The organism is Streptomyces sp. H27-H5 (genome assembly GCF_026627505.1).
In the GTDB taxonomy this organism is placed as follows: Bacteria; Actinomycetota; Actinomycetes; order Streptomycetales; family Streptomycetaceae; genus Streptomyces.
Genome location: NZ_JAPNLK010000042.1, coordinates 1 through 22,717, shown reverse-complemented (window position 1 = coordinate 22,717; position 22,717 = coordinate 1). Strand labels below are relative to the sequence as shown.

Annotated in this window: 16 protein-coding genes; 7 read left to right on the top strand and 9 right to left on the bottom strand. The window is 68.6% G+C overall.

Going from position 1 to position 22,717, the window contains the following annotated elements; genetic code table 11:
• Positions 1-89 precede the first annotated feature (89 nt).
• Both dop and arc read right to left on the bottom strand, forming a co-directional pair.
• Complete coding sequence (gene dop, locus OTB19_RS21200; RefSeq protein WP_267799930.1) at positions 90-1,601, bottom strand: depupylase/deamidase Dop; 1,512 nt, start codon at positions 1,599-1,601, stop codon at positions 90-92.
• Between the two features lie 252 nt (positions 1,602-1,853).
• Complete coding sequence (arc, locus tag OTB19_RS21195; RefSeq protein WP_267799929.1) at positions 1,854-3,620, bottom strand: proteasome ATPase; 1,767 nt, start codon at positions 3,618-3,620, stop codon at positions 1,854-1,856.
• A 264-nt stretch (positions 3,621-3,884) separates the two neighbouring features.
• Here arc and OTB19_RS21190 point away from each other — a divergent pair, with 264 nt between their 5' ends.
• Positions 3,885-4,205, top strand: coding sequence for a ferredoxin (locus tag OTB19_RS21190; protein ID WP_267799928.1), 321 nt, complete (start codon positions 3,885-3,887; stop codon positions 4,203-4,205).
• Positions 4,206-4,209: 4 nt separating this feature from the next.
• Here OTB19_RS21190 and OTB19_RS21185 read toward each other — a convergent pair whose 3' ends face one another.
• From OTB19_RS21185 to OTB19_RS21175, 3 genes are all read right to left on the bottom strand, one after another.
• Positions 4,210-4,872, bottom strand: coding sequence for a hypothetical protein (locus OTB19_RS21185; protein ID WP_385646531.1), 663 nt, complete (start codon positions 4,870-4,872; stop codon positions 4,210-4,212).
• 149 nt (positions 4,873-5,021) lie between these two features.
• On the bottom strand, positions 5,022-5,936 hold the full coding sequence (locus tag OTB19_RS21180; RefSeq protein ID WP_053678760.1) for a tRNA (adenine-N1)-methyltransferase: 915 nt from the start codon (positions 5,934-5,936) through the stop codon (positions 5,022-5,024).
• Positions 5,937-5,954: 18 nt separating this feature from the next.
• Positions 5,955-7,154, bottom strand: coding sequence for a site-2 protease family protein (locus tag OTB19_RS21175; RefSeq protein WP_420716879.1), 1,200 nt, complete (start codon positions 7,152-7,154; stop codon positions 5,955-5,957).
• A 166-nt stretch (positions 7,155-7,320) separates the two neighbouring features.
• On the opposite strand from OTB19_RS21175, the gene OTB19_RS21170 reads away from it, so the two are divergent.
• Together OTB19_RS21170 and OTB19_RS21165 are read left to right on the top strand one after the other, a co-directional pair.
• A complete protein-coding gene (locus OTB19_RS21170; RefSeq protein WP_420716880.1) occupies positions 7,321-8,253 on the top strand; it encodes a RecB family exonuclease in 933 nt (310 codons plus the stop codon).
• 65 nt (positions 8,254-8,318) lie between these two features.
• Positions 8,319-8,993, top strand: a complete 675-nt coding sequence (locus OTB19_RS21165; RefSeq protein WP_267799925.1) for a response regulator — start codon at positions 8,319-8,321, stop codon at positions 8,991-8,993.
• Between the two features lie 79 nt (positions 8,994-9,072).
• Here the strand turns inward: OTB19_RS21165 and OTB19_RS21160 are convergent, their stop codons facing one another.
• The 4 genes from OTB19_RS21160 to metH form a co-directional block, all read right to left on the bottom strand.
• Positions 9,073-10,650 (bottom strand): ABC transporter substrate-binding protein, encoded by a 1,578-nt coding sequence (locus OTB19_RS21160; RefSeq protein ID WP_267799924.1) that lies wholly within the window; start codon positions 10,648-10,650, stop codon positions 9,073-9,075.
• A gap of 74 nt (positions 10,651-10,724) precedes the next feature.
• Positions 10,725-12,329, bottom strand: coding sequence for an ABC transporter substrate-binding protein (locus OTB19_RS21155; protein WP_267799923.1), 1,605 nt, complete (start codon positions 12,327-12,329; stop codon positions 10,725-10,727).
• Between the two features lie 481 nt (positions 12,330-12,810).
• Positions 12,811-13,512 (bottom strand): HAD family hydrolase, encoded by a 702-nt coding sequence (locus tag OTB19_RS21150; protein WP_267799922.1) that lies wholly within the window; start codon positions 13,510-13,512, stop codon positions 12,811-12,813.
• Positions 13,513-13,623: 111 nt separating this feature from the next.
• Positions 13,624-17,136, bottom strand: coding sequence for a methionine synthase (metH, locus tag OTB19_RS21145; protein WP_267799921.1), 3,513 nt, complete (start codon positions 17,134-17,136; stop codon positions 13,624-13,626).
• Between the two features lie 252 nt (positions 17,137-17,388).
• Between metH and OTB19_RS21140 the strand changes: the two genes are divergently transcribed.
• From OTB19_RS21140 to OTB19_RS21125, 4 genes are all read left to right on the top strand, one after another.
• Positions 17,389-18,156 carry an IclR family transcriptional regulator gene (locus tag OTB19_RS21140; RefSeq protein ID WP_267799920.1) on the top strand — a complete coding sequence of 256 codons (768 nt, stop codon included), beginning with the start codon at positions 17,389-17,391 and terminating at the stop codon, positions 18,154-18,156.
• Between the two features lie 314 nt (positions 18,157-18,470).
• On the top strand, positions 18,471-19,253 hold the full coding sequence (locus OTB19_RS21135) for an MIP/aquaporin family protein (protein WP_267799919.1): 783 nt from the start codon (positions 18,471-18,473) through the stop codon (positions 19,251-19,253).
• Positions 19,254-19,330: 77 nt separating this feature from the next.
• Positions 19,331-20,857, top strand: coding sequence for a glycerol kinase GlpK (gene glpK / locus OTB19_RS21130; RefSeq protein ID WP_267799918.1), 1,527 nt, complete (start codon positions 19,331-19,333; stop codon positions 20,855-20,857).
• Between the two features lie 44 nt (positions 20,858-20,901).
• On the top strand, positions 20,902-22,509 hold the full coding sequence (locus OTB19_RS21125) for a glycerol-3-phosphate dehydrogenase/oxidase (RefSeq protein ID WP_267799917.1): 1,608 nt from the start codon (positions 20,902-20,904) through the stop codon (positions 22,507-22,509).
• Positions 22,510-22,717 lie beyond the last annotated feature (208 nt).

The following is a 22,717-nucleotide window of genomic DNA, read 5'->3' as shown; positions in this document are numbered from 1 at the left end:
ATTCGTCCCGGTACTTTCACAACATCCGGGTGACTTCATGATTCCCTCGGCGGGGCCTTTTCAGGCCCCTTCCCGGTACCGGAATGGCCTCAGCGGCCCGAGAGCACCCGCACCAGTTCCTCCGCCGTCCGGCAGCGGTCCAGGAGTTCCTTCACATGGGCCCTGGTGCCGCGCAGCGGCTCCAGGGTGGGGACCCGCTGGAGCGAGTCGTGACCCGGCAGGTCGAAGATCACCGAGTCCCACGAGGCCGCGGCCACGTCGTCGGCATACTGCTCCAGACACCGGCCCCGGAAGTAGGCCCGGGTGTCCTCCGGAGGCTTGCCCTCGGCCCGTTCCACGGCCGTCTCGTCCACCAGGCGCTTCATCTTGCCGCGGGCCACCAGACGGTTGTACAGGCCCTTCTCCGGCCGTACGTCCGCGTACTGGAGGTCCACCAGGTGCAGGCGGGCCGCGTCCCATTCGAGGCTGTCCCGTCGGCGGTAGCCCTCCAGGATCTCCCGCTTCGCGATCCAGTCCAGCTCGCCGGACAGGCTCATCGGGTCCGTCTCCAGCCGGCCCAGTACGTCCTCCCACCGAGCGAGGACGTCCTTGGTCTGCTCGTCCGCGTCCGAGCCGAAACGCTCGTCCACGTACTTCCTGGCCAGCTCGAAGTACTCCATCTGGAGTTGCACGGCGGTCAGTGTCCGCCCGCTGCGCAGCGTGATCAGGTGGCCGAGGTCGGGGTCGTGGGAGACCTGGTGGAGCGTGCGCACCGGCTGGTCCACGGCCAGGTCCACGTTGATGAAGCCGTCCTCGATCATCGACAGCACCAGGGCGGTGGTGCCGAGCTTGAGGTAGGTGGAGATCTCCGACAGGTTCGCGTCGCCGATGATCACGTGGAGCCGGCGGTACTTCTCGGCGTCGGAGTGGGGTTCGTCGCGGGTGTTGATGATGGGCCGCTTGAGGGTGGTCTCCAGGCCGACCTCGACCTCGAAGTAGTCCGCGCGCTGGCTGATCTGGAAGCCGTGCTCGCGGCCGTCCTGGCCGATGCCGACGCGTCCCGCGCCCGTGACGACCTGCCGGGAGACGAAGAAGGGGGTGAGGTGGCGCACGATGTCCGAGAAGGGGGTCTCCCGCTTCATCAGGTAGTTCTCGTGCGTGCCGTAGGAGGCGCCCTTGTTGTCGGTGTTGTTCTTGTAGAGGTGGATCGGCTGGGCTCCGGGGAGCTGTGCGGCCCGTTCGGCGGCCTCGGCCATGATCCGTTCGCCGGCCTTGTCCCAGAGCACGGCGTCGAGCGGATTGGTGATCTCCGGGGAGCTGTACTCGGGGTGCGCGTGGTCGACGTAGAGCCGGGCGCCGTTGGTGAGGATGACGTTGGCGAGGCCGATGTCCTCGTCGGTCAGCTGGCTGTTGTCGGCGGCCTCGCGGGCGAGGTCGAAGCCGCGGGCGTCCCGCAGCGGATTCTCCTCCTCGAAGTCCCAGCGGGCGCGGCGCGCCCGGTGCATCGCCGCCGCGTAGGCGTTGACGATCTGGGACGAGGTGAGCATGGCATTGGCGTTCGGGTGCCCCGGGACGGAGATCCCGTACTCCGTCTCGATCCCCATTACTCGCCGTACGGTCATGCGGCCCTCCTTGCCCGGCGGCGCTCCCGTTCGGGAGCGGCGCTCAAGTACCGCTGGTGCTCCGGTGCGTTTGGTGCGGTGCCCGTCCCCGCACTGCGCGACCGGCGGTACGGAAGAGCCTAGAACCACTGCGCGCTGGTGGGGAGATCATTTCAGTCATTGAATTTGCCTTGTCACCGGCTGAAAAGCAGTCGGCATAAAGCAGTCGGCTGCGGGTGCCCTTGGCCGGGCATCCGCAGCCGCCCCGCTTCGTCAGAGGTACTGACCGGTGTTTGCCACCGTGTCGATGGAACGTCCTGTGTCCGCGCCTTGCTTTCCGGTGACGAGCGTGCGGATGAATACGATCCGCTCGCCCTTCTTTCCGGAGATGCGGGCCCAGTCGTCGGGGTTGGTGGTGTTCGGGAGGTCCTCGTTCTCCTTGAACTCGTCCACGCAGGCCTGGAGGAGGTGGGAGACCCGGAGGCCCTTCTGCTTGTGTTCGAGGAAGGCCTTGATGGCCATCTTCTTCGCACGGTCCACGATGTTCTGGATCATCGCGCCCGAGTTGAAGTCCTTGAAGTAGAGGACTTCCTTGTCGCCGTTGGCGTACGTGACCTCGAGGAAGCGGTTCTCCTCGGTTTCGGCGTACATCTGCTCGACGACGGTCTGGATCATGCTGTGGACGGTGCCGGCCCTGGAGTCCTGGTGTTCGGACAGGTCGTCCGTGTGCAGGGGCAGGGTGGCCTTGAGGTACTTCGCGAAGATGTCCTTGGCGGCCTCGGCGTCGGGACGCTCGATCTTGATCTTCACGTCGAGACGGCCGGGGCGCAGGATGGCCGGGTCGATCATGTCCTCGCGGTTGGAGGCGCCGATGACGATGACGTTCTCCAGGCCTTCCACGCCGTCGATCTCGGCGAGCAGCTGGGGGACGATGGTGTTCTCCACGTCCGAGCTGACACCGGATCCGCGGGTGCGGAAGAGGGATTCCATCTCGTCGAAGAAGACGATGACGGGGGTGCCCTCGCTCGCCTTCTCCCGGGCACGTTGGAAGACGAGGCGGATGTGCCGCTCGGTCTCGCCGACGTACTTGTTGAGGAGTTCGGGGCCCTTGATGTTCAGGAAGTAGGACTTCCCGGCGGGCTGGCCGGTGACCTCGGCGACCTTCTTGGCAAGGGAGTTGGCGACGGCCTTGGCGATGAGCGTCTTGCCGCAGCCGGGAGGCCCGTAGAGCAGGATGCCCTTGGGGGGCCGCAGTTCGTGTTCCTTGAAGAGGTCGGGGTGGAGGTACGGGAGCTCGACGGCGTCGCGGATCAGCTCGATCTGGTCGCCCAGACCGCCGATCTTGTCGTAGTCGATGTCCGGGACCTCTTCGAGGACGAGTTCCTCGACCTCGCTCTTCGGCACCACTTCGTAGACGTAGCCGGAGCGGGGTTCGAGCAGGAGGGCGTCGCCGGGTCGGATGGTGATGTCCAGGAGCGGCTCGGCGAGCCTCACCACCCTTTCCTCGTCGGTGTGCCCGACCACCAGGGCGCGCTCGCCGTCCTCGAGGATCTCCTTGAGGGTGACGATGTCCCCGGCCCGTTCGAACTCCATGGCCTCGACCACGTTGAGCGCTTCGTTGAGCATGACCTCCTGGCCGCGCCGGAGGTCTTCCGGTTCGACGCTGGGGCTCACGTTCACGCGAAGCTTTCGGCCTCCGGTGAAGATGTCGACGGTGCCGTCCTCGTTCGCCTGAAGGAAGACACCGAATCCGGCCGGCGGCTGGGCGAGCCGGTCGACTTCTTCTTTGAGGGCCACAATCTGGTCGCGGGCCTCACGGAGGGTATTCGCCAGTCGTTCGTTCTGCGTGGATACGCCTGCCAGATTCGTCTGGAGCTCGACGATCCGCTCTTCGAGAATCCTCGCGTGCCGCGGAGAGTCGGCGAGCTTTCGTCGCAGGACGGCGATTTCCTGCTCGAGATAGGCAACCTGGCCGGCGGGGTCATCAGACCCTCGCCCGGGCCGGATGCCGCGGTTGTTGTCGTCGTCGTGGGCTGCCACGGTCCTCACCTCCTCCAAGGGGAGCTGGACGCTTCCTGACCCTACCTGGGCTGGTGGTGATTGAAACCCCTAGATCACAAAGACGGTAGGGGTGTGTCCGATCTTCACCCTTGCGTACTCCCTCACGCCAAGGAAATACCCACCCAGCAGCATCGGAAAGCAGCCGGTTGTAAGGTCGAAGTGTTCAACACCCGTCAGGGCTCGCGCGACTTGCTGCGAGATGCGACCGGGATGGATCACTCAGTGCAGGGAACGGCAGGAGATATGACCGTGCAGCAGGAGGCTCCCGAGGGCGGCGCCGGCGAGACGGATGCGTCGCTTGAGGTCTGGATCGACCAGGACCTCTGCACCGGGGACGGCATCTGCGTGCAGTACGCCCCGGAGGTGTTCGAGCTGGACATCGATGGTCTGGCGTACGTGAAGAGCCCCGAGGACGAGCTTCTGCAGGACGTGGGGGCGACCACTCCGGTTCCTCTGACACTGCTGCGGGACGTGGTCGACTCCGCGAAGGAATGTCCGGGTGACTGCATCCACGTAAGGCGCGTTTCGGACAGGGTCGAGGTCTACGGTCCCGACGCCGAGTGACGGTTCAAACACTTCTGGCAGTCGAGTCCGTCAGCTCCTGGCGGAATTTTCCGCCCACCCAGCGCCACTTGGAGAGCTGCTTCACATCGGGGCTCGAGCGCGGTACCTCGCGTGAGGAGTAGCCGAGGAGCAGCGCGGTGACCTGGCCGTCGCTCACGGTGAGGTCGGTGGCGTTCTGTCGGCGCGCGGGGTCGAGCAGGGTGGCGACGACGCGGGGGGCGGAACCGGTCGCGGCGCCCCGGGTGAGGACGTAGATCGCGTGGGGCGGGGTGCCCGAGCCGGCGTCGCAGCGTACGGCGGCCACGGTCTCGGGGTGTCCGTCCCCGTCGAGATCGCCCTCGGCAGTGGCCGTGACGGCTTGGGGGACGCCCCTGCAGTCCAGTGGGTACGTGAGGGCGTGCGCGTCGGGGGCGGGCTCCCGGGGGGCGCTTCGGGTCCCGGGGTTCCCGGCGGCGGACGGCGCCGCGGGGGCTCCGGTGGCGGGGTCCGGTTGCAGGAGGCCCGCTCCGGCGATGACGGCGGCCATGGCCGAGGCCGTGGCGATCCAGTGGAGGGGCCCGGCGCGGTGGTGCGCCGGGAGTTCCAGCGTGGGGGCCGGCTCGGTGGGGCTGTGCAGCACGCGGGGTGTCTCCTGGGTGACGGACGACGGGTGACGGGGAGCCAGCATCGTGCCACACCTCACACCGGGGTGGAACGGGTGGGTCCGGACGGGTCGCACGATGTCCGGTACAACGAAAAGGCGCCGTGGCGCAGTTACCGAGTAGGTTAGGGTACTTCCCCACCGCGCCTTGCTGTTGGGTCGGCGGTGAGCCGGGGTCAGTCGCGGTCGGCGGCGCCGCCGCGTGACTGGCTGCCGGGACCGTCGTAGTCCTCGCCGTAGGCGCCCTTGGAGGGGCGGCGGCGGCGCATGGGCGGTTCGACTCCGTCCGCGAGGCGGCGGGCGGTGACGAGGAAGCCGGTGTGGCCGATCATCCGGTGGTCCGGGCGGACGGCCAGGCCCTCGACGTGCCAGTTGCGGATCATCGATTCCCAGGGCTGCGGTTCGGCGTAGCAGCCGAACTCGCGGATGGACTCGACGGTGCGCGAGAGCTGGGTGGTGGTGGCGACGTAGCAGCACAGGATGCCGCCGGGGACGAGGGCCTTGGAGACGGCCTCCAGGCATTCCCAGGGGGCGAGCATGTCGAGGATCACGCGGTCGACGTCGGTGTCGGACAGGTTGTCCTGGAGGTCGCCCACGGTCAGCTGCCACGCGGGGTGCGGGCCGCCGAAGTAGCGCTCGACGTTGGCGGTGGCGATCTCGGCGAAGTCCGCGCGGCGCTCGTAGCTGTGGAGCATGCCCTGGTCGCCGATGGCGCGCAGCAGGAAGCTGCTCAGGGAGCCGGATCCGACGCCTGCCTCGACGACGCGGGCGCCGGGGAAGATGTCGGCGAAGGCCAGGATCTGGCCGGCGTCCTTGGGGTAGACCACGGCGGCACCGCGGGGCATGGACAGGACATAGTCGGGGAGCAGGGGACGCAGCGCGAGGTACGCGACGTTGCCCGTGGTACGGACAACACTGCCCTCGGGAGCACCGATCAGCTCGTCGTGCGGGAAGGAACCCTTGTGGGTGTGGAAATTCTTCCCGGCTTCGAGCGTGAACGTGTAGTGGCGGCCCTTGGGGTCGGTGAGCTGAACCTGGTCCCCGACCTCGAAGGGCCCGCGTCGGCGGGCGGCACCGGTCGGTTCGGACATGTGACCAGTGTATTGGCTCTAGGACTGGGGCCGCGCCATGGCCTTCACGAAGGCCTTCTCGACGTCCAGGGCGGAGAGCACGCCGTAGATCGCGCCGCCGGTTTCGACGACGAGGTACTCGGTGGCGGGGGTGGTGCGGAGGTGGTCGAGGAGTTCTTCGCCGATGAGGTTCGCGGAAACCTTCATGCCGTCGGTGAGGTCCTGGGCGAGGGTGCTGACGGCGACCCAGGGGCGGCGGTGTTCGGGGACGGAGGCGATGGCGCTCTCCCGGACGAGGGCGATGGGGTCGCCGTGGCCGTCGACGACGACGAGGGCGCGGGCTCCGGCTTCGTTGGCGCGGCGCAGGGCCTCGGAGAGGGGGGTGGTGTTCTCGACGGGGATGGCGCGTCGGGTGAGGGTGCGGGCCTGGAGGTCGGGGAGGTGTTCGCGCAGGCGGGCCATGCGCAGGCTGTTGCCGGCGCCGGTCCAGATGATGGCGGCGAGGATCGCGGCGAGGAGGGCGTCCATGACGGTGTTCATGCCGCCGATTTCCTGGGGGCGGTTGCCGATGACGCCGGTGTGGGTGATCAGGGGCAGGCCGATGAGGACGGCGACGGCGAGGCCGCGTCCGACCCAGGCGGCGGCGACGGTGCCGGTCATGGGTTTGCCGGTGATGCCCCAGATGAGGGCGCGAAGCATGCGGCCGCCGTCGAGGGGGAGGCCGGGGAGGAGGTTGAAGGCGGCGACGAGCAGGTTGGAGATCATCAGGCCGCCGAGGAGGACGCCGGGGACGGTGGCGGGGTCGACGGCGTTCATGCCGAGGTAGAAGGCGCCGGCGAGGAGGAGGGAGAGGAGGGGGCCGACGAAGGCGAGGACGAATTCGCGGCCGGGGGTCTCGGATTCCTTCTCGATCTCGGAGACTCCGCCGAAGAACTGGAGTTGGATGCGGCGCACGGGGAGTTTGAAGCGGAGTGCGGCGACGGTGTGCGCGAGTTCGTGGACCAGGACGGAGGCGTAGAAGGCGACGGCGAAGAAGAGGGAGACGAGGTACCGGACGGGTCCGAGGTCGGGGAGTGCTTGGTCCAGCTGGTCGCCGAAGACCCAGGTGATGAGGGCGGCGACGAGGAACCAGCTGGGCGAGACGTAGACGGGTACGCCGAAGGGGCGGCCCATGAGGAGTCCGCCGCCCGGGTCGGAGCGCTTGGCTCCGCGCTCGCCGGTTTCGTCGGTGTCTGCCACGGCTGTCCTTCGTTCGGTGCTGTCCGGCGTGGTGGGGGGCGCCGGCGGTTCGTGGGGGTTCGTCGCGGTGTGGTGGCGCGGTGTGATGCTCCGATCATGCAGTGCGAGGGGGCTCGGCGTCGATGGTATGCGTGTGCTGTCGGCGGCGGGTCGTAGGGTTTCACGCATGACGACGAGCCCTGACCCCGGTCCGGACGCGGCCGCTGCCGGTGTGACGCCCTCTGTGGGTGGTGGTGCGGTGCGGCCCGCTTCGCTGTCGCCTTCGCGGGCGAGCGATTTCATGCAGTGCCCGTTGCTGTACCGGTTTCGGGTGATCGACAAGTTGCCGGAGAAGCCGAGTGCGGCGGCGACGCGGGGCACGTTGGTGCACGCGGTGTTGGAGCGGCTCTTCGATCATCCGGCGGCGGAGCGGACGGCGCCGCGGGCGAAGGCGTTGATTCCGGGGCAGTGGGATCGGTTGCTGGAGGCGAGGCCGGAGCTGACGGAGCTGTTTCCGGAGGGGGACGACGGGGCGGGGTTGGCCGGCTGGTTGACGGAGGCCGAGGCGCTGGTGGAGCGCTGGTTCACGTTGGAGGACCCGACGCGGCTGGAGCCGGTGGAGCGGGAGTTCTTCGTGGAGACGGAGCTGGAGTCGGGGCTGCGGTTGCGGGGGATCATCGACCGGGTGGACGTGGCGCCGTCGGGTGAGGTCCGGATCGTGGACTACAAGACGGGCAAGGCGCCGCGGCCGCAGTATGCCGAGGGTGCGTTGTTCCAGATGAAGTTCTACGCGTTGGTGGTGTGGCGGCTGAAGGGGGTGGTGCCGCGCCGGTTGCAGTTGGTGTACCTGGGCAGCGGGGACGTGGTGACGTACGACCCGGTGATCGCGGATCTGGAGCGGGTGGAGCGCAAGCTGCTGGCGCTGTGGGAGGCGATCAGGGAGGCGACGGAGACGGGTGACTGGCGGCCGCGGCCGACGAAACTGTGCGGCTGGTGTGATCATCAGGCGGTGTGTCCGGAGTTCGGGGGTACTCCCCCGGTCTATCCGTTGGTGATCGGTCCGAGGGCCGAGGCCCGGGTCGAGGTCGAGGTCGAGGCGGTACGCCCGGAGGGATCCTGATCGGTGGATCAGGGCAGAATGGGCGGCGTCCGTCGAAGCCGTCGTACGAATTCGAGGTAGACCCCGTGGCGATCCGCGTACTGCTGGTCGATGACCAACCGCTGCTGCGTACCGGTTTTCGGATGATCCTGGAGGCGGAGCAGGACCTGGCGGTGGTCGGTGAGGCCGGGGACGGTCTGCAGGCGTTGGACCAGGTGCGGGCCTTGCAGCCCGATGTGGTGTTGATGGACATCCGGATGCCGCGGATGGACGGGGTGGAGGCGACGCGTCAGATCACGGGTCCGGGGCGGGACGGGCCGGCGAAGGTGCTGGTGTTGACCACGTTCGATCTGGACGAGTACGTGGTGGAGGCGTTGCGGGCGGGGGCGAGCGGGTTCCTGTTGAAGGACGCGCCGGCGGTCGAGCTGGTGCAGGCGATCCGGGTGGTCGCGGCGGGTGAGGCGATGTTGGCGCCGAGCATCACGCGGCGGTTGTTGGACAAGTACGCGGGGCATCTGCCGTCGGGCGAGGACAACGTGCCGGACACGTTGGGGACGTTGACGGAGCGTGAGGTCGAGGTGTTGAAGCTGGTGGCCCGGGGTCTGTCGAACGCGGAGATCGCGGCGGACCTGTTCGTGAGCGAGACGACGGTCAAGACGCATGTGGGGCACGTGTTGACGAAGTTGGGTCTGCGTGACCGTGTGCAGGCGGCGGTGTACGCGTACGAGAGCGGTCTGGTGCGTCCGGGGGCGGGTCAGTAGGTTCCGCCGGGACACACGACGGCCCCCCGCCCGTGAGGGCGGGGGGCCGTCGTGTGTCCGGGGTGTCCCGGAGTGGGTTCTAGCCCTTGGCGATCTCCCAGAAGCGGAAGACGGTGGAGGCGTCGAGGGACCACTGGAGGCCGGTCACGTTGGGGCGGGTGACGGCGTACTGCTTGCTCTGCCAGAGCGGGAGGATCGGGACCTCGTCGGCGACGATGTCCTGGAGGCGGGTGAAGTCGGTGGTGGCCGCGGTGCGGTCGGACTTCGCGGAGGTCGACGGGATGATGGTCCCGCTGATCTCCTTGTTGTCGTAGTTGTTGTGCAGGACGTTGTCCGGGCCGAAGAAGGGCTGCGTGAAGTTGTCGGCGTCCGGGTAGTCGGGCACCCAGCCCTTGACGTAGACGCCGTACTTGCCGGCCTGGATGTCCTTGTCGTACTGCTCGAACTCGACGGACTTGACGTCGGCGTCGAACAGGCCGCTGTCGTTGAGCTGCTTGGCGATCAGCTGGAATTCCTGGTCGGTGGAGGGGCCGAACCGGGAGGGCGTCGAGTACAGGGTGACCTTCACCTTGTCCTTGATGTTGGCCGCGCGCAGGACGGCCTTCGCCTTGTCGACCTGGGGGCTGCCGCCGTAGCGGTCGAAGAACGGGGTGGTGTGGGATCCGATGCCGGCCGGGACGATCGAGTACAGCGGGACGGCGGTCCCGTTGTAGACCTCCTTGACGAGCGCTTCGCGGTCGACGAGGTAGGCGATGGCCTTGCGGATGGGGAGCTTGCCGGCGACGGGGTCGTTCATGTTGAAGACGAGGTGCTCGACTTCGGCGCCGGTGCCCTGGACGACTTCGACCTTCTGGTTGCCGGTGTTGCCGGCGAGGCCCGCGATGTCCTTGGCGGCGAGGCCGCGGAAGGCGAAGTCGACGTCGCCGCTTTCGAGGACCTTCTTGAGGGCGGCCTGGTCCTCGTTGAAGAACTTCATGGTGACGCCGGTGTTCTTCGGCTTGGCCTTGCCGCTGTAGGACTCGTTGACGGAGAAGTTGGCTGCCTTCTCGTTGATGGAGTCCAGCTTGTAGACGCCGGAGCCGAAGGCCTTGCCGTCGGTGCGGAGCTTGTCGGCGGGGTACTCGGTGTGGTCGACGATGGAGCCCGCGCCGGCGGCGATCTTGCTGGGGAAGGTCGCGTCGGAGGTCTTCAGGCGGAAGACGACGGTCTTCTCGTCGGGGGCGTCGATGCCGGCGATCGACGAGAGCATGACGGCGGGGCCGTTCTCGTCATTGATCTTCAGGGTGCGCTCGAAGGAGTACTTGACGTCCTGGGAGGTCAGCTTGTTGCCGTTGCTGAACTTCAGGCCGGCGCGCAGGACGCACTTGTAGACCTTGCTGTCGTTGCCCTGGAAGTCGCAGCTCTGCGCGGCGTCGGGTTCCGGGGTCGTGCCGCCCTTGGGGAAGGTCAGCAGCGACTGGAAGACGTTGTTGAAGAGCAGCCAGGAGCCCGGGTCGTAGCCCGAGGCGGGGTCGGTGGCCTTGACCTTGTCGGATATGCCCATGACCACGCCCTTGCCGTCTCCGGCGGCGGAGCCATCCTGCGCACCGCAACCGCTGAGCAGCGCGGCGGCGGTGGCGGCGCCGAGCGGGGCTGCCAGCCACTGGTTACGTCTCATCACGCGAACGTCCTTCACAGTCGAACTGTTTCGTTGCGCCGGCCTGCGACACCCGCTGCCGGTTCCTGCCTTGCTCAGCCGCTGACGCCCCGGCCGAGTTCCCACAGCTGGAGGTCGGAGATGGCGTTGACGGACCACTCCACTCCGGTGATGCCGTCGCGTGCGGCGACGTACTGCTTGCCCTGCCACAGGGGCAGGACGGGTACGTCCTCGGCGACGATTTCCTGCATCTCCGTGATCGCGGGGGCGGCGACGTTGCGGTCGGCGGCCCGTCGGGACTCGGGGATGAGACGGGTGCGTACGGCGGCGTTGGCGTACGGCGTGCCCAGGAAGTTGTCCTGCTCCAGGAACGGGGCGAGGAAGTTGTCGGCGTCGGGGTAGTCGGGGAACCAGCCGAGCCCGTAGGCGGCGTAGTCGCCCTTCTTCTGCGCGGGCCGGAAGTCGTTCCACTCGTTGCCCTGGACGGTGATGTCGAACAGTCGCGTGGAGTTGAGCTGGGTCTTGAGGGTCTCGAACTCGGCGGCCGTGCCGTCGCCGTAGTGGTCGGCGGTGTAGTTCAGGGTCAGCTTGACCGGGGTCTTGATGCCGGCGGCCTTCAGGATGTCGGCGGCCTTGGCGGTGTTGGCCTCGCCGTACTTGTTGAAGAACGAATTGACGTGGCCGGTGACGGTGGTGGGGACCAGGGAGTACAGGGGCTGCGCGGCCTTGCCGTAGACCTTGGAGATGAGCTGGTTGCGGTCGACGGCGGCGGCGAGGGCCTGGCGTACGGCCTTGTCCTTGACGACCGGGGCCTCGGTGTTGAAGCCGAGGTAGCGGATCTCCAGGCCGGGCATCGGGACGAGCTTGACGCCCTTGGGGGGCTTGGCGGAGAGCTCGGCGATCTGGGCGGGCGAAAGGGTGCGGGAGACCATGTGAATGGCGCCGTCGGTGAGGGCCTTGCCCATGCTCTCGGAGTCGGCGAAGGTGCGCAGTTCGACCTTGTCGTTCTGGAGCTTGATGTCGCCCTTGTAGTTCGGGTTCTTGGTGAAGACGGCGCGGACGAGGTGGCCGTCCTTGACTTCGGCCTTCATCGTGTACGGGCCGGAGCCGTCGACGGCGAAGCCGGTGCGGAGCTTCTTGGCGTCGTAGTTCTTGGCACTGACGATGCCCGCGGCGGGGGTGGAGAGCTTTGACGGGAAGGTCGCGTCGGCGGTCTTGAGGTGGAAGACGACGGTGTCCTCGCCCTTGGCCTCGACGGTGTCGAGGGTGGAGAGCAGGGAGGAGGGGCCGTTCTCGTCCTTGATCGCGAGGACGCGGTCGATGGAGAACTTGACGTCCTGTGCGGTGAGCGGGTCGCCGCTCGCGAACTTCAGGCCGGGGCGCAGGGTGCAGCGGTAGCTCTCGTTGCCGGTGTCGGTGAAGCGGCAGTCGGAGGCCGCTTCGGGGACGGGCTGTCCGCCGCCGCGCGGGGTGTGCATCAGCGTCTGGACGGTCTGGCGCAGTACGTTCCAGGCGCCGGCGTCGTAGGCGTAGGCGGGGTCGAAGGGGGCGGGGGCGTAGTCGGCGGCCTCGAACCGGTCGGTGGTTCCGACGACGATCGCTCCGGTTCCTGCTCCTCCGCCGCTCGCGCTGCCGCATGCGGACAACGCGGGGGCGAGCAGGCCTGCGGCGGCCGTCAGCACCATGGTCTTGCGGTTCATGCTGGAAGTACTCCCTCGACCCGGCACTTGCTCAAAGCGGCTTGAAGGGCACTTCGCGACGGTCGCCCGTTCAGGGCGGAACGATCGGGCCGGTGGTGTGACGATCGGTCCACGCGGTATCGGCACAGGGGTGTGTGTCCGGTACGGCTGAGGTGCGGCGCGGTGCCCGGATCGACACTAGTGGCCCGGGACGGGATGGCTGGAACTGGCAGGAGTTGGGGCGTAATCGGACGGTGATCGGAGCGGACTGACCGCATCTGCTGGTGTCTCCGCAGATGCGGTCAGGAGCTGATCAATCCGGACACAAGGGAAGCCCCCGGAGGGCCTGTGGGGGCTTCTCGGGGGCTTCGTGGGTGACCAACGTCACCCGGCGCAACTACGCCGGAGGGGATGGAATTTCGGCCTCCGGTGCGGGGCACGAGAGATCCTCTTGTGGGACCTGCGTCACACCAGTGTTCTGTTCGGTACGCAGCGTATGCGATCAGTTCATCGGAGTGATGAGGGACCGCAGGAACGGAAGGTCGACTTCCTCCAGGGACCGGACGATCGTGCGGCCGGGTGCCGGCGCGATCACGCCGACGGAGGGGATGGCCACGACCCGGCAGCCGGCGGCCTCCGCCGCCGCGACGCCCGTGGCGGTGTCCTCGATGACCGCGCAGCGCGAGGGGTGCGCGCCCAGGGAGCGGGCGGCGAACAGGTACGGGTCGGGGTGCGGCTTGGTGCGGGGCACCTCGTCGCCGGCGACCGTCATGGTGAAGCGGTCCCGGCCGAGGGTGAGCAGCACCTGGTCGATGACGCGGCGGTGGGAGGCGGACACGAGGGCGGTGGGCACGTTGTGCCGGGCCAGCTCGGTCAACAGCCGCTCGGCGCCGGGCATCAGGGGCACCTGGTCGGCGATGCGGGCCTCGAAGCGCTCGTTGAGGAGGATGCTCAGCTCGGCGAGGCCGATGGCCGCCCCGGTGGACTCGATGAGGAAGGCCGCGCTGCGGCTCATCGGGCCGCCGACGACGATGTCCCGCCAGGAGTCCTCCAGCAGGTGGCCGAGCTCGCGGAAGATCTCCGCCTCGATCTCCCACCAGAAGCCCTCGGTGTCGACCAGCGTGCCGTCCATGTCGAGCAGCACCGCCTGGAGGGCCGAGTCGTCGGCCGTACGGGCGACGGGGGCGGGGACGGTACTCGTCATGCGCGCACCTCTCTGAAGGGACGACAAGGCCGGCCACCTCTCTCCTCGGGGCGTACCCCGGGGAGCAGGCGACCGGCCTGTATGGGACCGACAAGTGTACGTCGATCCGCGTCAGCGTGCGTTGAAATACTTCGCTTCGGGGTGGTGAATCACGATCGCGTCGGTGGATTGCTCCGGGTGGAGCTGGAACTCCTCCGAGAGGTGGACGCCGATGCGCTCGGGCCGGAGGAGGTCGGCGATCTTGGCGCGGTCCTCCAGGTCGGGGCAGGCTCCGTAGCCCAGCGAGAAGCGGGCGCCGCGGTACTTGAGGTCGAACATGTCCTCGACCTTCGCCGGGTCCTCGCCGCCGAATCCGAGTTCGGCGCGGACGCGGGCGTGCCAGTACTCGGCCATGGCCTCGGCGAGTTGGACGGAGAGTCCGTGCAGCTCCAGGTACTCCCGGTAGGAGTCGGACTCGAACAGCTTGGCCGTGGCCTCGCCGATCTTCGACCCGACGGTGACCACCTGGAGGCCGACGACGTCGGTCTCGCCGGACTCCTCCGGGCGGAAGAAGTCCGCGAGGCACAGGCGGCGGCCGCGGCGCTGGCGCGGGAAGGTGAAGCGGGTCCGCTCGTTGCCCTGCTCGTCGAGGATGATCAGGTCCTCGCCCTTGGAGACGCAGGGGAAGTAGCCGTAGACGACGGCCGCTTCCAGCAGGTTCTCGGTGTGCAGCCGGTCGAGGAGGCCGCGCAGCCGCGGCCGGCCCTCGGACTCCACGAGCTCCTCGTACGTCGCCCCGCCGGCGCGGGCCTGCTTGAGGCCCCACTGACCCTTGAACAGGGCGCCCTCGTCCAGCCAGGAGGCGTAGTCCTTGAGCGGGATGCCCTTGACCACGCGGGTGCCCCAGAACGGCGGGGTGGGGATCGGGTTGTCGGTGGAGGTGTCGGAGCGGCCGCCCGGCTCCTCGGACTCGTCCGGCTCGGGCAGGGGCGCGGTGCGCTTGGCGACGCGGCGCTGCTTGAGTTCGGGCAGGGTGGCTCCGGGCACGCCGCGCTTGACGGCGATGAGGGCGTCCATCAGGCGCAGGCCCTCGAAGGCGTCGCGGGCGTAGCGGACCTCGCCCTCGTAGATCTCGTGGAGGTCCTGTTCGACGTAGGCGCGGGTGAGGGCGGCGCCGCCGAGGATCACCGGGTAGTCGGCCGCCAGCTTGCGCTGGTTGAGCTCCTCCAGGTTCTCCTTCATGATCACGGTCGACTTCACGAGGAGACCGGACATGCCGATGACGTCGGCCTTGTGCTCCTGCGCGGCTTCGAGGATCGCGGAGACCGGCTGCTTGATGCCGATGTTCACGACGTTGTAGCCGTTGTTGGACAGGATGATGTCCACGAGGTTCTTGCCGATGTCGTGGACGTCGCCGCGGACGGTGGCGAGCACGATGGTGCCCTTGCCCTCGGCGTCGGTCTTCTCCATGTGCGGTTCGAGGAAGGCCACCGCGGTCTTCATGACCTCCGCGGACTGCAGCACGAACGGCAGCTGCATCTGGCCGGAGCCGAAGAGCTCGCCGACGACCTTCATGCCCTCCAGGAGGGTGTCGTTGACGATGTCGAGGGCCGGACGGGTGCGGAGCGCCTCGTCGAGGTCGGCTTCCAGGCCGTTCTTCTCGCCGTCGATGATGCGGCGCTGGAGCCGCTCGTCGAGCGGGAGCGCCATGAGTTCCTCGGCGCGGCCGGCCTTGAGGGACTTGGTGTTGACGCCCTCGAACAGTGCCATGAGCTTCTGCAGCGGGTCGTAGCCCTCGGCGCGCCGGTCGTAGATCAGGTCGAGGGCGGTGCCGACCTGCTCGTCGTCGAACCGGGCGATGGGCAGGATCTTGCTGGCGTGGACGATGGCGGAGTCCAGGCCCGCCTTGACGCACTCGTCGAGGAAGACGGAGTTGAGCAGGACGCGGGCGGCGGGGTTGAGGCCGAAGGAGATGTTCGACAGGCCCAGCGTGGTCTGCACGTCCGGGTGACGGCGCTTCAGCTCGCGGATCGCCTCGATGGTGGCGATGCCGTCCTTGCGGGACTCCTCCTGGCCGGTGCAGATGGTGAAGGTGAGGGTGTCGATGAGGATGTCCGACTCGTGGATCCCCCAGTTGCCCGTGAGGTCCGCGATGAGCCGCTGCGCGATGGCCACCTTGTGTTCGACGGTGCGGGCCTGGCCCTCCTCGTCGATGGTCAGCGCGATGAGCGCGGCGCCGTGTTCCCGGGCGAGGCGGGTGACCTTCGCGAAGCGGGACTCCGGTCCGTCGCCGTCCTCGTAGTTGACCGAGTTGATGACGGCGCGGCCGCCGAGCTTCTCCAGGCCGGCCTGGAGGACGGGGACCTCGGTGGAGTCCAGCACGATCGGCAGGGTGGAGGCGGTGGCGAAACGGCCGGCGAGTTCCTTCATGTCGGCGACGCCGTCACGACCCACGTAGTCGATGCACAGGTCCAGCATGTGCGCGCCTTCGCGGATCTGATCGCGTGCCATCTCCACGCAGTCGTCCCAGCGCGCCTCCAGCATGGCGTCGCGGAACTTCTTGGAGCCGTTGGCGTTGGTGCGCTCCCCGATCGCCATGTACGAGGTGTCCTGGCGGAACGGGACCGTCTGGTAGAGCGAGGAGGCGCCGGCCTCGGGCCGGGGCTCGCGGGCGGCCGGGCTGAGGGCGTGGACGCGTTCGACGACCTGGCGCAGGTGCTCGGGGGTGGTGCCGCAGCAGCCGCCGACGAGGGAGAGGCCGTACTCGCGGACGAAGGTCTCCTGGGCGTCGGCCAGCTCGCTCGCGGAGAGCGGGTAGTGCGCACCGTTCTTGCCCAGGACGGGCAGGCCGGCGTTGGGCATGCAGGAGAGCGGGATGCGGGAGTTGCGCGCGAGGTAGCGCAGGTGCTCGCTCATCTCGGCGGGGCCGGTGGCGCAGTTCAGGCCGATCATGTCGATGCCCAGGGGCTCCAGCGCGGTGAGCGCGGCGCCGATCTCCGAGCCGAGCAGCATCGTGCCGGTGGTCTCCACGGTCACGGAACAGATCAGCGGCACGGACACGCCGAGGGCCTCCATGGCGCGGCGGGCGCCGATGACGGAGGACTTGGTCTGGAGGAGGTCCTGGGTGGTCTCGACGAGGAGGGCGTCGGCGCCGCCGGTGATCAGACCCTCGGCGTTGATCTGGTAGGCGTCGCGGATCGTCGCGTAGTCGATGTGGCCCAGCGTGGGCAGCTTGGTGCCGGGGCCCATGGAGCCCAGGACCCAGCGCTGGCGTCCGGTCGAGGCGGTGAACTCGTCGGCGACCTCGCGGGCGATGCGGGCGCCGGACTCGGACAGCTCGTGGTTGCGCTCGGCGATGTCGTACTCGGCGAGGGCGGCGAAGTTCGCGCCGAAGGTGTTCGTCTCGACGCAGTCCACGCCGACGGCGAAGTACTCCTGGTGCACGTTGCGCACGATGTCGGGGCGGGTGACGTTCAGGACCTCGTTGCAGCCTTCGAGCTGCTGGAAGTCCTCCAGGGAGGGGTCCTGTGCCTGGAGCATCGTTCCCATGGCTCCGTCGGCGACGACCACGCGGGTGGCGAGCGCCTCCCGAAGGGCGTCGGCCCGGGTCTGGGTGTCTGCGGGCGGGTTCGGCAACGAGGCCATGGGTGTGCTCCCTGGGATGCGACGGCTGTCGGCTTTGCACCCCTTCTGTGTCAAGGGTGCACGCGGTCAGGGTAACCGCGCGGTGGCAACCCCGGTGGGGCCGTCCCACGTGGCGGACTGCATTCTGTGCGCGGGGGTCTGTGCCGGCTGTCCTGATCGATGCTGTCCTGAAGATTCCCCCGACCATGCACGAGGTCGGCATCGACCGATACTGTTCAGCATTGTCGAACTACGTCAGCAGGAGGCTGCGCGATGGCACGGAACATCCAGTCGCTCGAACGAGCCGCTGCGATGCTGCGGCTCCTGGCGGGCGGCGAGCGCCGGCTGGGACTGTCGGACGTGGCGACGTCCCTGGGCCTGGCCAAGGGGACCGCGCACGGGATCCTACGCACCCTGCAGGCCGAGGGTTTCGTGGAGCAGGACCCCGCCTCGGGCCGCTACCAGCTGGGCGCCGAGCTGCTCCGCCTGGGCAACAGCTACCTGGACGTGCACGAGCTGCGGGCCCGCGCCCTGGTGTGGACGGACGACCTGGCCCGGGCGAGCGGCGAGAGCGTGTACGTGGGCGTGCTCCACAAGAGCGGGGTGCTGATCATGCACCACGTGTTCCGTCCGGACGACAGCCGTCAAGTGCTGGAGGTGGGGGCCATGCAGCCGCTGCACTCCACCGCCCTGGGCAAGGTGCTGTCCGCGTACGACCCGGTGGCGCACACCGAGGCCGTGGAGGTCGAGCGGGAGACGTTCACGCCCCGCACGGTCACGGACCCCGCCGGTTTCGAGGAGATCCTCGACCTGACACGGGCCCGCGGCTGGGCCTCGGACGTCGAGGAGACCTGGGAGGGTCTGGCCTCGGTGGCGGCTCCGATCCACGACCGGCGCCGGATGCCGGTGGGCGCGGTGGCGGTCGTGGGCGCCGTGGAGCGGGTGTGCACGGAGTCCGGGGAGCCCCGCGCGACGCTGGTGGCGTCGGTCCGCGACTGCGCACGGTCGGTTTCGCGCGACCTTGGCGCGGGCCGGTTCTGACCTTGCATTGATCGCATCCGAACGCGCTTTCACCGCTATCTGGGTGCATTGCGCCATTTTTTGATCTTCAGATGGCCGAATTTGGTCGATCACACCGACTGGTAACGATCCGACTCTTGACCTGGTCAACCCTTGACGCCTTCTTCACCCGGGCGGAAAACTGCCGTTCATCGGTCGGCATTGTCGAACACCTACCGGCAATACGCGTTAGGGTGGGGCAGGGCCAAGGACCGGTGCAGCACTCACCGAGTGCGTGGGCCATCGGAGGGACCCGGTGTCCACGCACCCCTGGACGTAAGACAAAGGAGTCGCGGGTGTCCAGCTCCGACATCTTCATCGGCGAGACCATCGGTACCGCCCTGCTCACACTGCTCGGTGGCGGCGTCTGCGCCGCCGTCACGCTGAAGAGCTCCAAGGCCCGCAACGCGGGTTGGCTCGCCATCACGTTCGGCTGGGGTTTCGCCGTACTGATCGCCGCCTACGTCTCCGCGCCCCTCTCCGGCGCCCACCTCAACCCGGCGGTCACCGTCGGCCTCGCGATCAAGGACGGCGACTGGGGCAACGTCCCGGTGTACTTCGCCGGTCAGCTCCTGGGCGCGATGCTCGGCGCGGTGCTGATGTGGGTCACGTACTACGGCCAGTTCCGTGTGCACCTGGCGGACCCGGAGCACATCCGGGACGCGAAGCTCGGCCCGGAAGACCCGCACCCGCACGACGTGGCGGGCCCGGTCCTCGGCGTCTTCTCCACCGGTCCGGAGATCCGCGACACCGTCCAGAACCTGGCGACCGAGATAATCGGCACCGCCGTCCTGGTCCTGGCCATCCTGACCCAGGGTCTCCAGGACGACGGCAAGGGACTCGGCGTCATCGGCGTCCTGATCACCTCGTTCGTGGTCGTCGGCATCGGCCTCTCGCTCGGCGGTCCGACCGGCTACGCCATCAACCCGGTCCGCGACCTCGGTCCGCGCATCGTCCACGCCCTGCTGCCGCTTCCCAACAAGGGCGGCTCCGACTGGGCATACTCCTGGATCCCGGTCGTCGGCCCGCTCGTCGGTGCCGCCGCCGCCGGTGGTCTGTACAACATCGCGTTCGCCTGATCAGTACCGGCACGAATCGCAAGATCCGCACCGCCCCCTGATTCCGCCAACCCAGAGACCTGCCAGGAGCACCCACCATGACCAGCAGCACCGGCCCCTTCATCGCCGCGATCGACCAGGGCACCACCTCCTCCCGCTGCATCGTGTTCGACCGCGACGGCCGCATCGTCGCCGTCGACCAGAAGGAGCACGAGCAGATCTTCCCGAAGCCGGGCTGGGTCGAGCACGACGCCGCCGAGATCTGGACCAACGTCCAGGAGGTCGTCGCCGGAGCCATCGCCAAGGCCGAGATCACCTCCGCGGACGTCAAGGCCGTCGGCATCACCAACCAGCGCGAGACCACCCTCCTGTGGGACAAGAACACCGGCGAGCCGGTCCACAACGCGCTGGTCTGGCAGGACACCCGCACCGACGCCCTGTGCAAGGAGCTCGGCCGCAACGTCGGCCAGGACCGCTTCCGCCGCGAGACGGGCCTCCCGCTCGCCTCGTACTTCGCCGGCCCCAAGGTCCGCTGGCTGCTCGACAACGTCGAGGGCCTGCGCGAGCGCGCCGAGGCCGGCGACATCCTCTTCGGCACCATGGACTCGTGGGTCATCTGGAACCTCACGGGCGGCGCCCAGGGCGGTGTGCACGTCACCGACGTCACCAACGCCTCGCGCACCATGCTGATGAACCTGCACTCCCTGGAGTGGGACCCGAAGATCGCGGAGTCGATGGGGGTCCCGACCAACGTCCTCCCCGAGATCAAGTCCTCCGCCGAGGTCTACGGCCACGTCAAGGAGGGCGTCCTCGCCGGCGTCCCGGTCGCCTCGGCGCTCGGTGACCAGCAGGCCGCCCTGTTCGGGCAGACCTGTTTCGCCGAGGGCGAGGCCAAGTCCACCTACGGCACCGGCACGTTCATGCTGATGAACACCGGCGACCAGATCATCAACTCCTACAGCGGCCTGCTGACCACGGTCGGCTACCGGATCGGCGACCAGAAGCCGGTCTACGCGCTGGAGGGCTCCATCGCCGTCACCGGCTCGCTCGTCCAGTGGATGCGCGACCAGATGGGCCTGATCAAGTCCGCCGCCGAGATCGAGACCCTGGCCTCCTCCGTCGAGGACAACGGCGGGGCCTACTTCGTGCCCGCCTTCTCCGGTCTCTTCGCCCCGTACTGGCGCTCCGACGCCCGCGGTGTGATCGCCGGCCTCACCCGGTACGTCACCAAGGCGCACATCGCCCGTGCCGTACTGGAGGCCACCGCCTGGCAGACCCGTGAGATCACCGACGCCATGACCAAGGACTCGGGCGTCGAGCTCACCGCCCTCAAGGTCGACGGCGGCATGACCTCCAACAACCTGCTGATGCAGACGCTCTCGGACTTCCTGGACGCGCCGGTGGTGCGCCCCATGGTCGCCGAGACCACCTGCCTCGGCGCCGCCTACGCCGCCGGCCTGGCCGTCGGCTTCTGGCCCGACACCGACGCCCTGCGCGCCAACTGGCGCCGCGCGGCGGAGTGGACCCCGCGGATGCCCGCCGAACAGCGGGACCGCGAGTACAAGAGCTGGCTCAAGGCCGTCGAGCGGTCCATGGGCTGGGTCGACGACGAAGACGCCAGCTGACCGCTCAGCCGGCGCAATCGACGAGTAAGTAGGAGTCAAGCGATATGAGCAGCCCGCAGAGCGTTCCCGCCCTGGGCACGCACCCGACCGCCGGTTCGAACCCGAGCCGCGCCGAGACCCGCGAGCAGTTGGCCAAGGCCACGTACGACCTGCTGGTCATCGGCGGTGGAATCCTGGGTACCTCGGTGGCCTGGCACGCCGCGCAGTCGGGGCTGCGGGTCGCCATGGTGGACGCCGGCGACTTCGCCGGCGCCACCTCCTCCGCCTCGTCCAAGCTGGTCCACGGTGGCCTGCGCTACCTGCAGACCGGTGCGGTCAAGCTGGTCGCCGAGAACCACCACGAGCGCCGGGTGCTGGCCAAGGACGTGGCCCCGCACCTGGTCAACCCGCTCACGTTCTACCTCCCGGTCTACAAGGGCGGTCCGGTCGGCGCCGCGAAGCTGGGCGCGGGCGTGTTCGCGTACTCGGCGCTCTCCGCCTTCGGTGACGGCATCGGCAAGGTCATATCCCCCGCCCGTGCCGTCGCCGACAACCCCGGTCTCAAGACGGACAACCTGAAGGCCGTCGCCGTCTACTACGACCACCAGATGAACGACTCCCGCGTGGCCGTCATGACGGTCCGCGCGGCCGTCGAGTCGGGCGCGGTCGTCCTGAACCACGCCGAGGTCACCGGTCTGCGCATGACGCGCGGCCGGGTCAGCGGCGCCGAGCTCAAGGACCGTCTCGACGGCACCGAGTTCGGGGTCGACGCGCGCGTCGTGCTCAACGCCACCGGCCCGTGGGTGGACCACCTGCGGCGCATGGAAGACAAGCACTCGATGCCGTCGATCCGCCTGTCCAAGGGCGCGCACATCGTGATGAAGCGCAAGTCGCCCTGGAAGGCCGCCATGGCCACCCCGATCGACAAGTACCGCATCACCTTCGCGCTGCCGTGGGAGGACCAGCTGCTGCTCGGCACCACCGACGAGGTGTACGAGGGCGACCCGGCGGACGTGCGCGCCACCGAGGCCGACATCCAGCAGATCCTCGACGAGGCGGCGTTCTCCGTGAAGGACGCGGACCTCGACCGTTCCCTGATGACGTACGCCTTCGCGGGCCTGCGGGTGCTGCCCGGCGGCCCCGGCGGGGTGGAGAAGGCCAAGCGGGAGACCGTGGTCTCCGAGGGCGCGGGCGGCATGCTGTCGGTGGCCGGCGGCAAGTGGACCACCTACCGCCACATCGGCCGTGTCGTGATGGAGAAGCTGGCGAAGCTCCCGGGCAGCCCGCTGACCGAGGACATGGAGCCGCTGAAGTCGCTCGTACGCCGGATCGCCCTGCCCGGTGTCGCCAACCCCAACGCGGTGGCGCACCGGCTGCTGGTGGACCGGGAGCCCGGGACGCGGATGGACCCGCTGACCGCCCGGCACCTCGCCTCGCACTACGGCTCGCTCGCCTTCGACATCGCGCGCCTGGCGAACGAGGACGCGGCGCTCGCCGAGCGCATCCACCCGGACGGTCCGGAGATCTGGGCGCAGGTCGCCTACGCCCGTGACAACGAGTGGGCCGAGACGGTCGACGACGTGCTGCGTCGCCGTACCACGGTGACGGTCCGCGGCCTGGACGACGACGCGGTGCGCGCCCGTGTCCAGGAGATGCTGGCCGACAAGGCATAGCCGGCTCGGCAGGTGGGCAGAGGGGCGGTTCCGAGGGGAACCGCCCCTCTGTCGTGGGCTGTGGTTGGTGTCGTTTCAAGGCTTAGTGGTCTGCGTCGTAAATCCTTCGGGGGTTGACGTCGGGCTTGGCGTGCGCTTGCCCGTGTCAGGTGTCGAGACCGGTGAGGTGGAGGTGGCAGGCGGTGTCGAGTGCGTCCTCGGGGGTGCC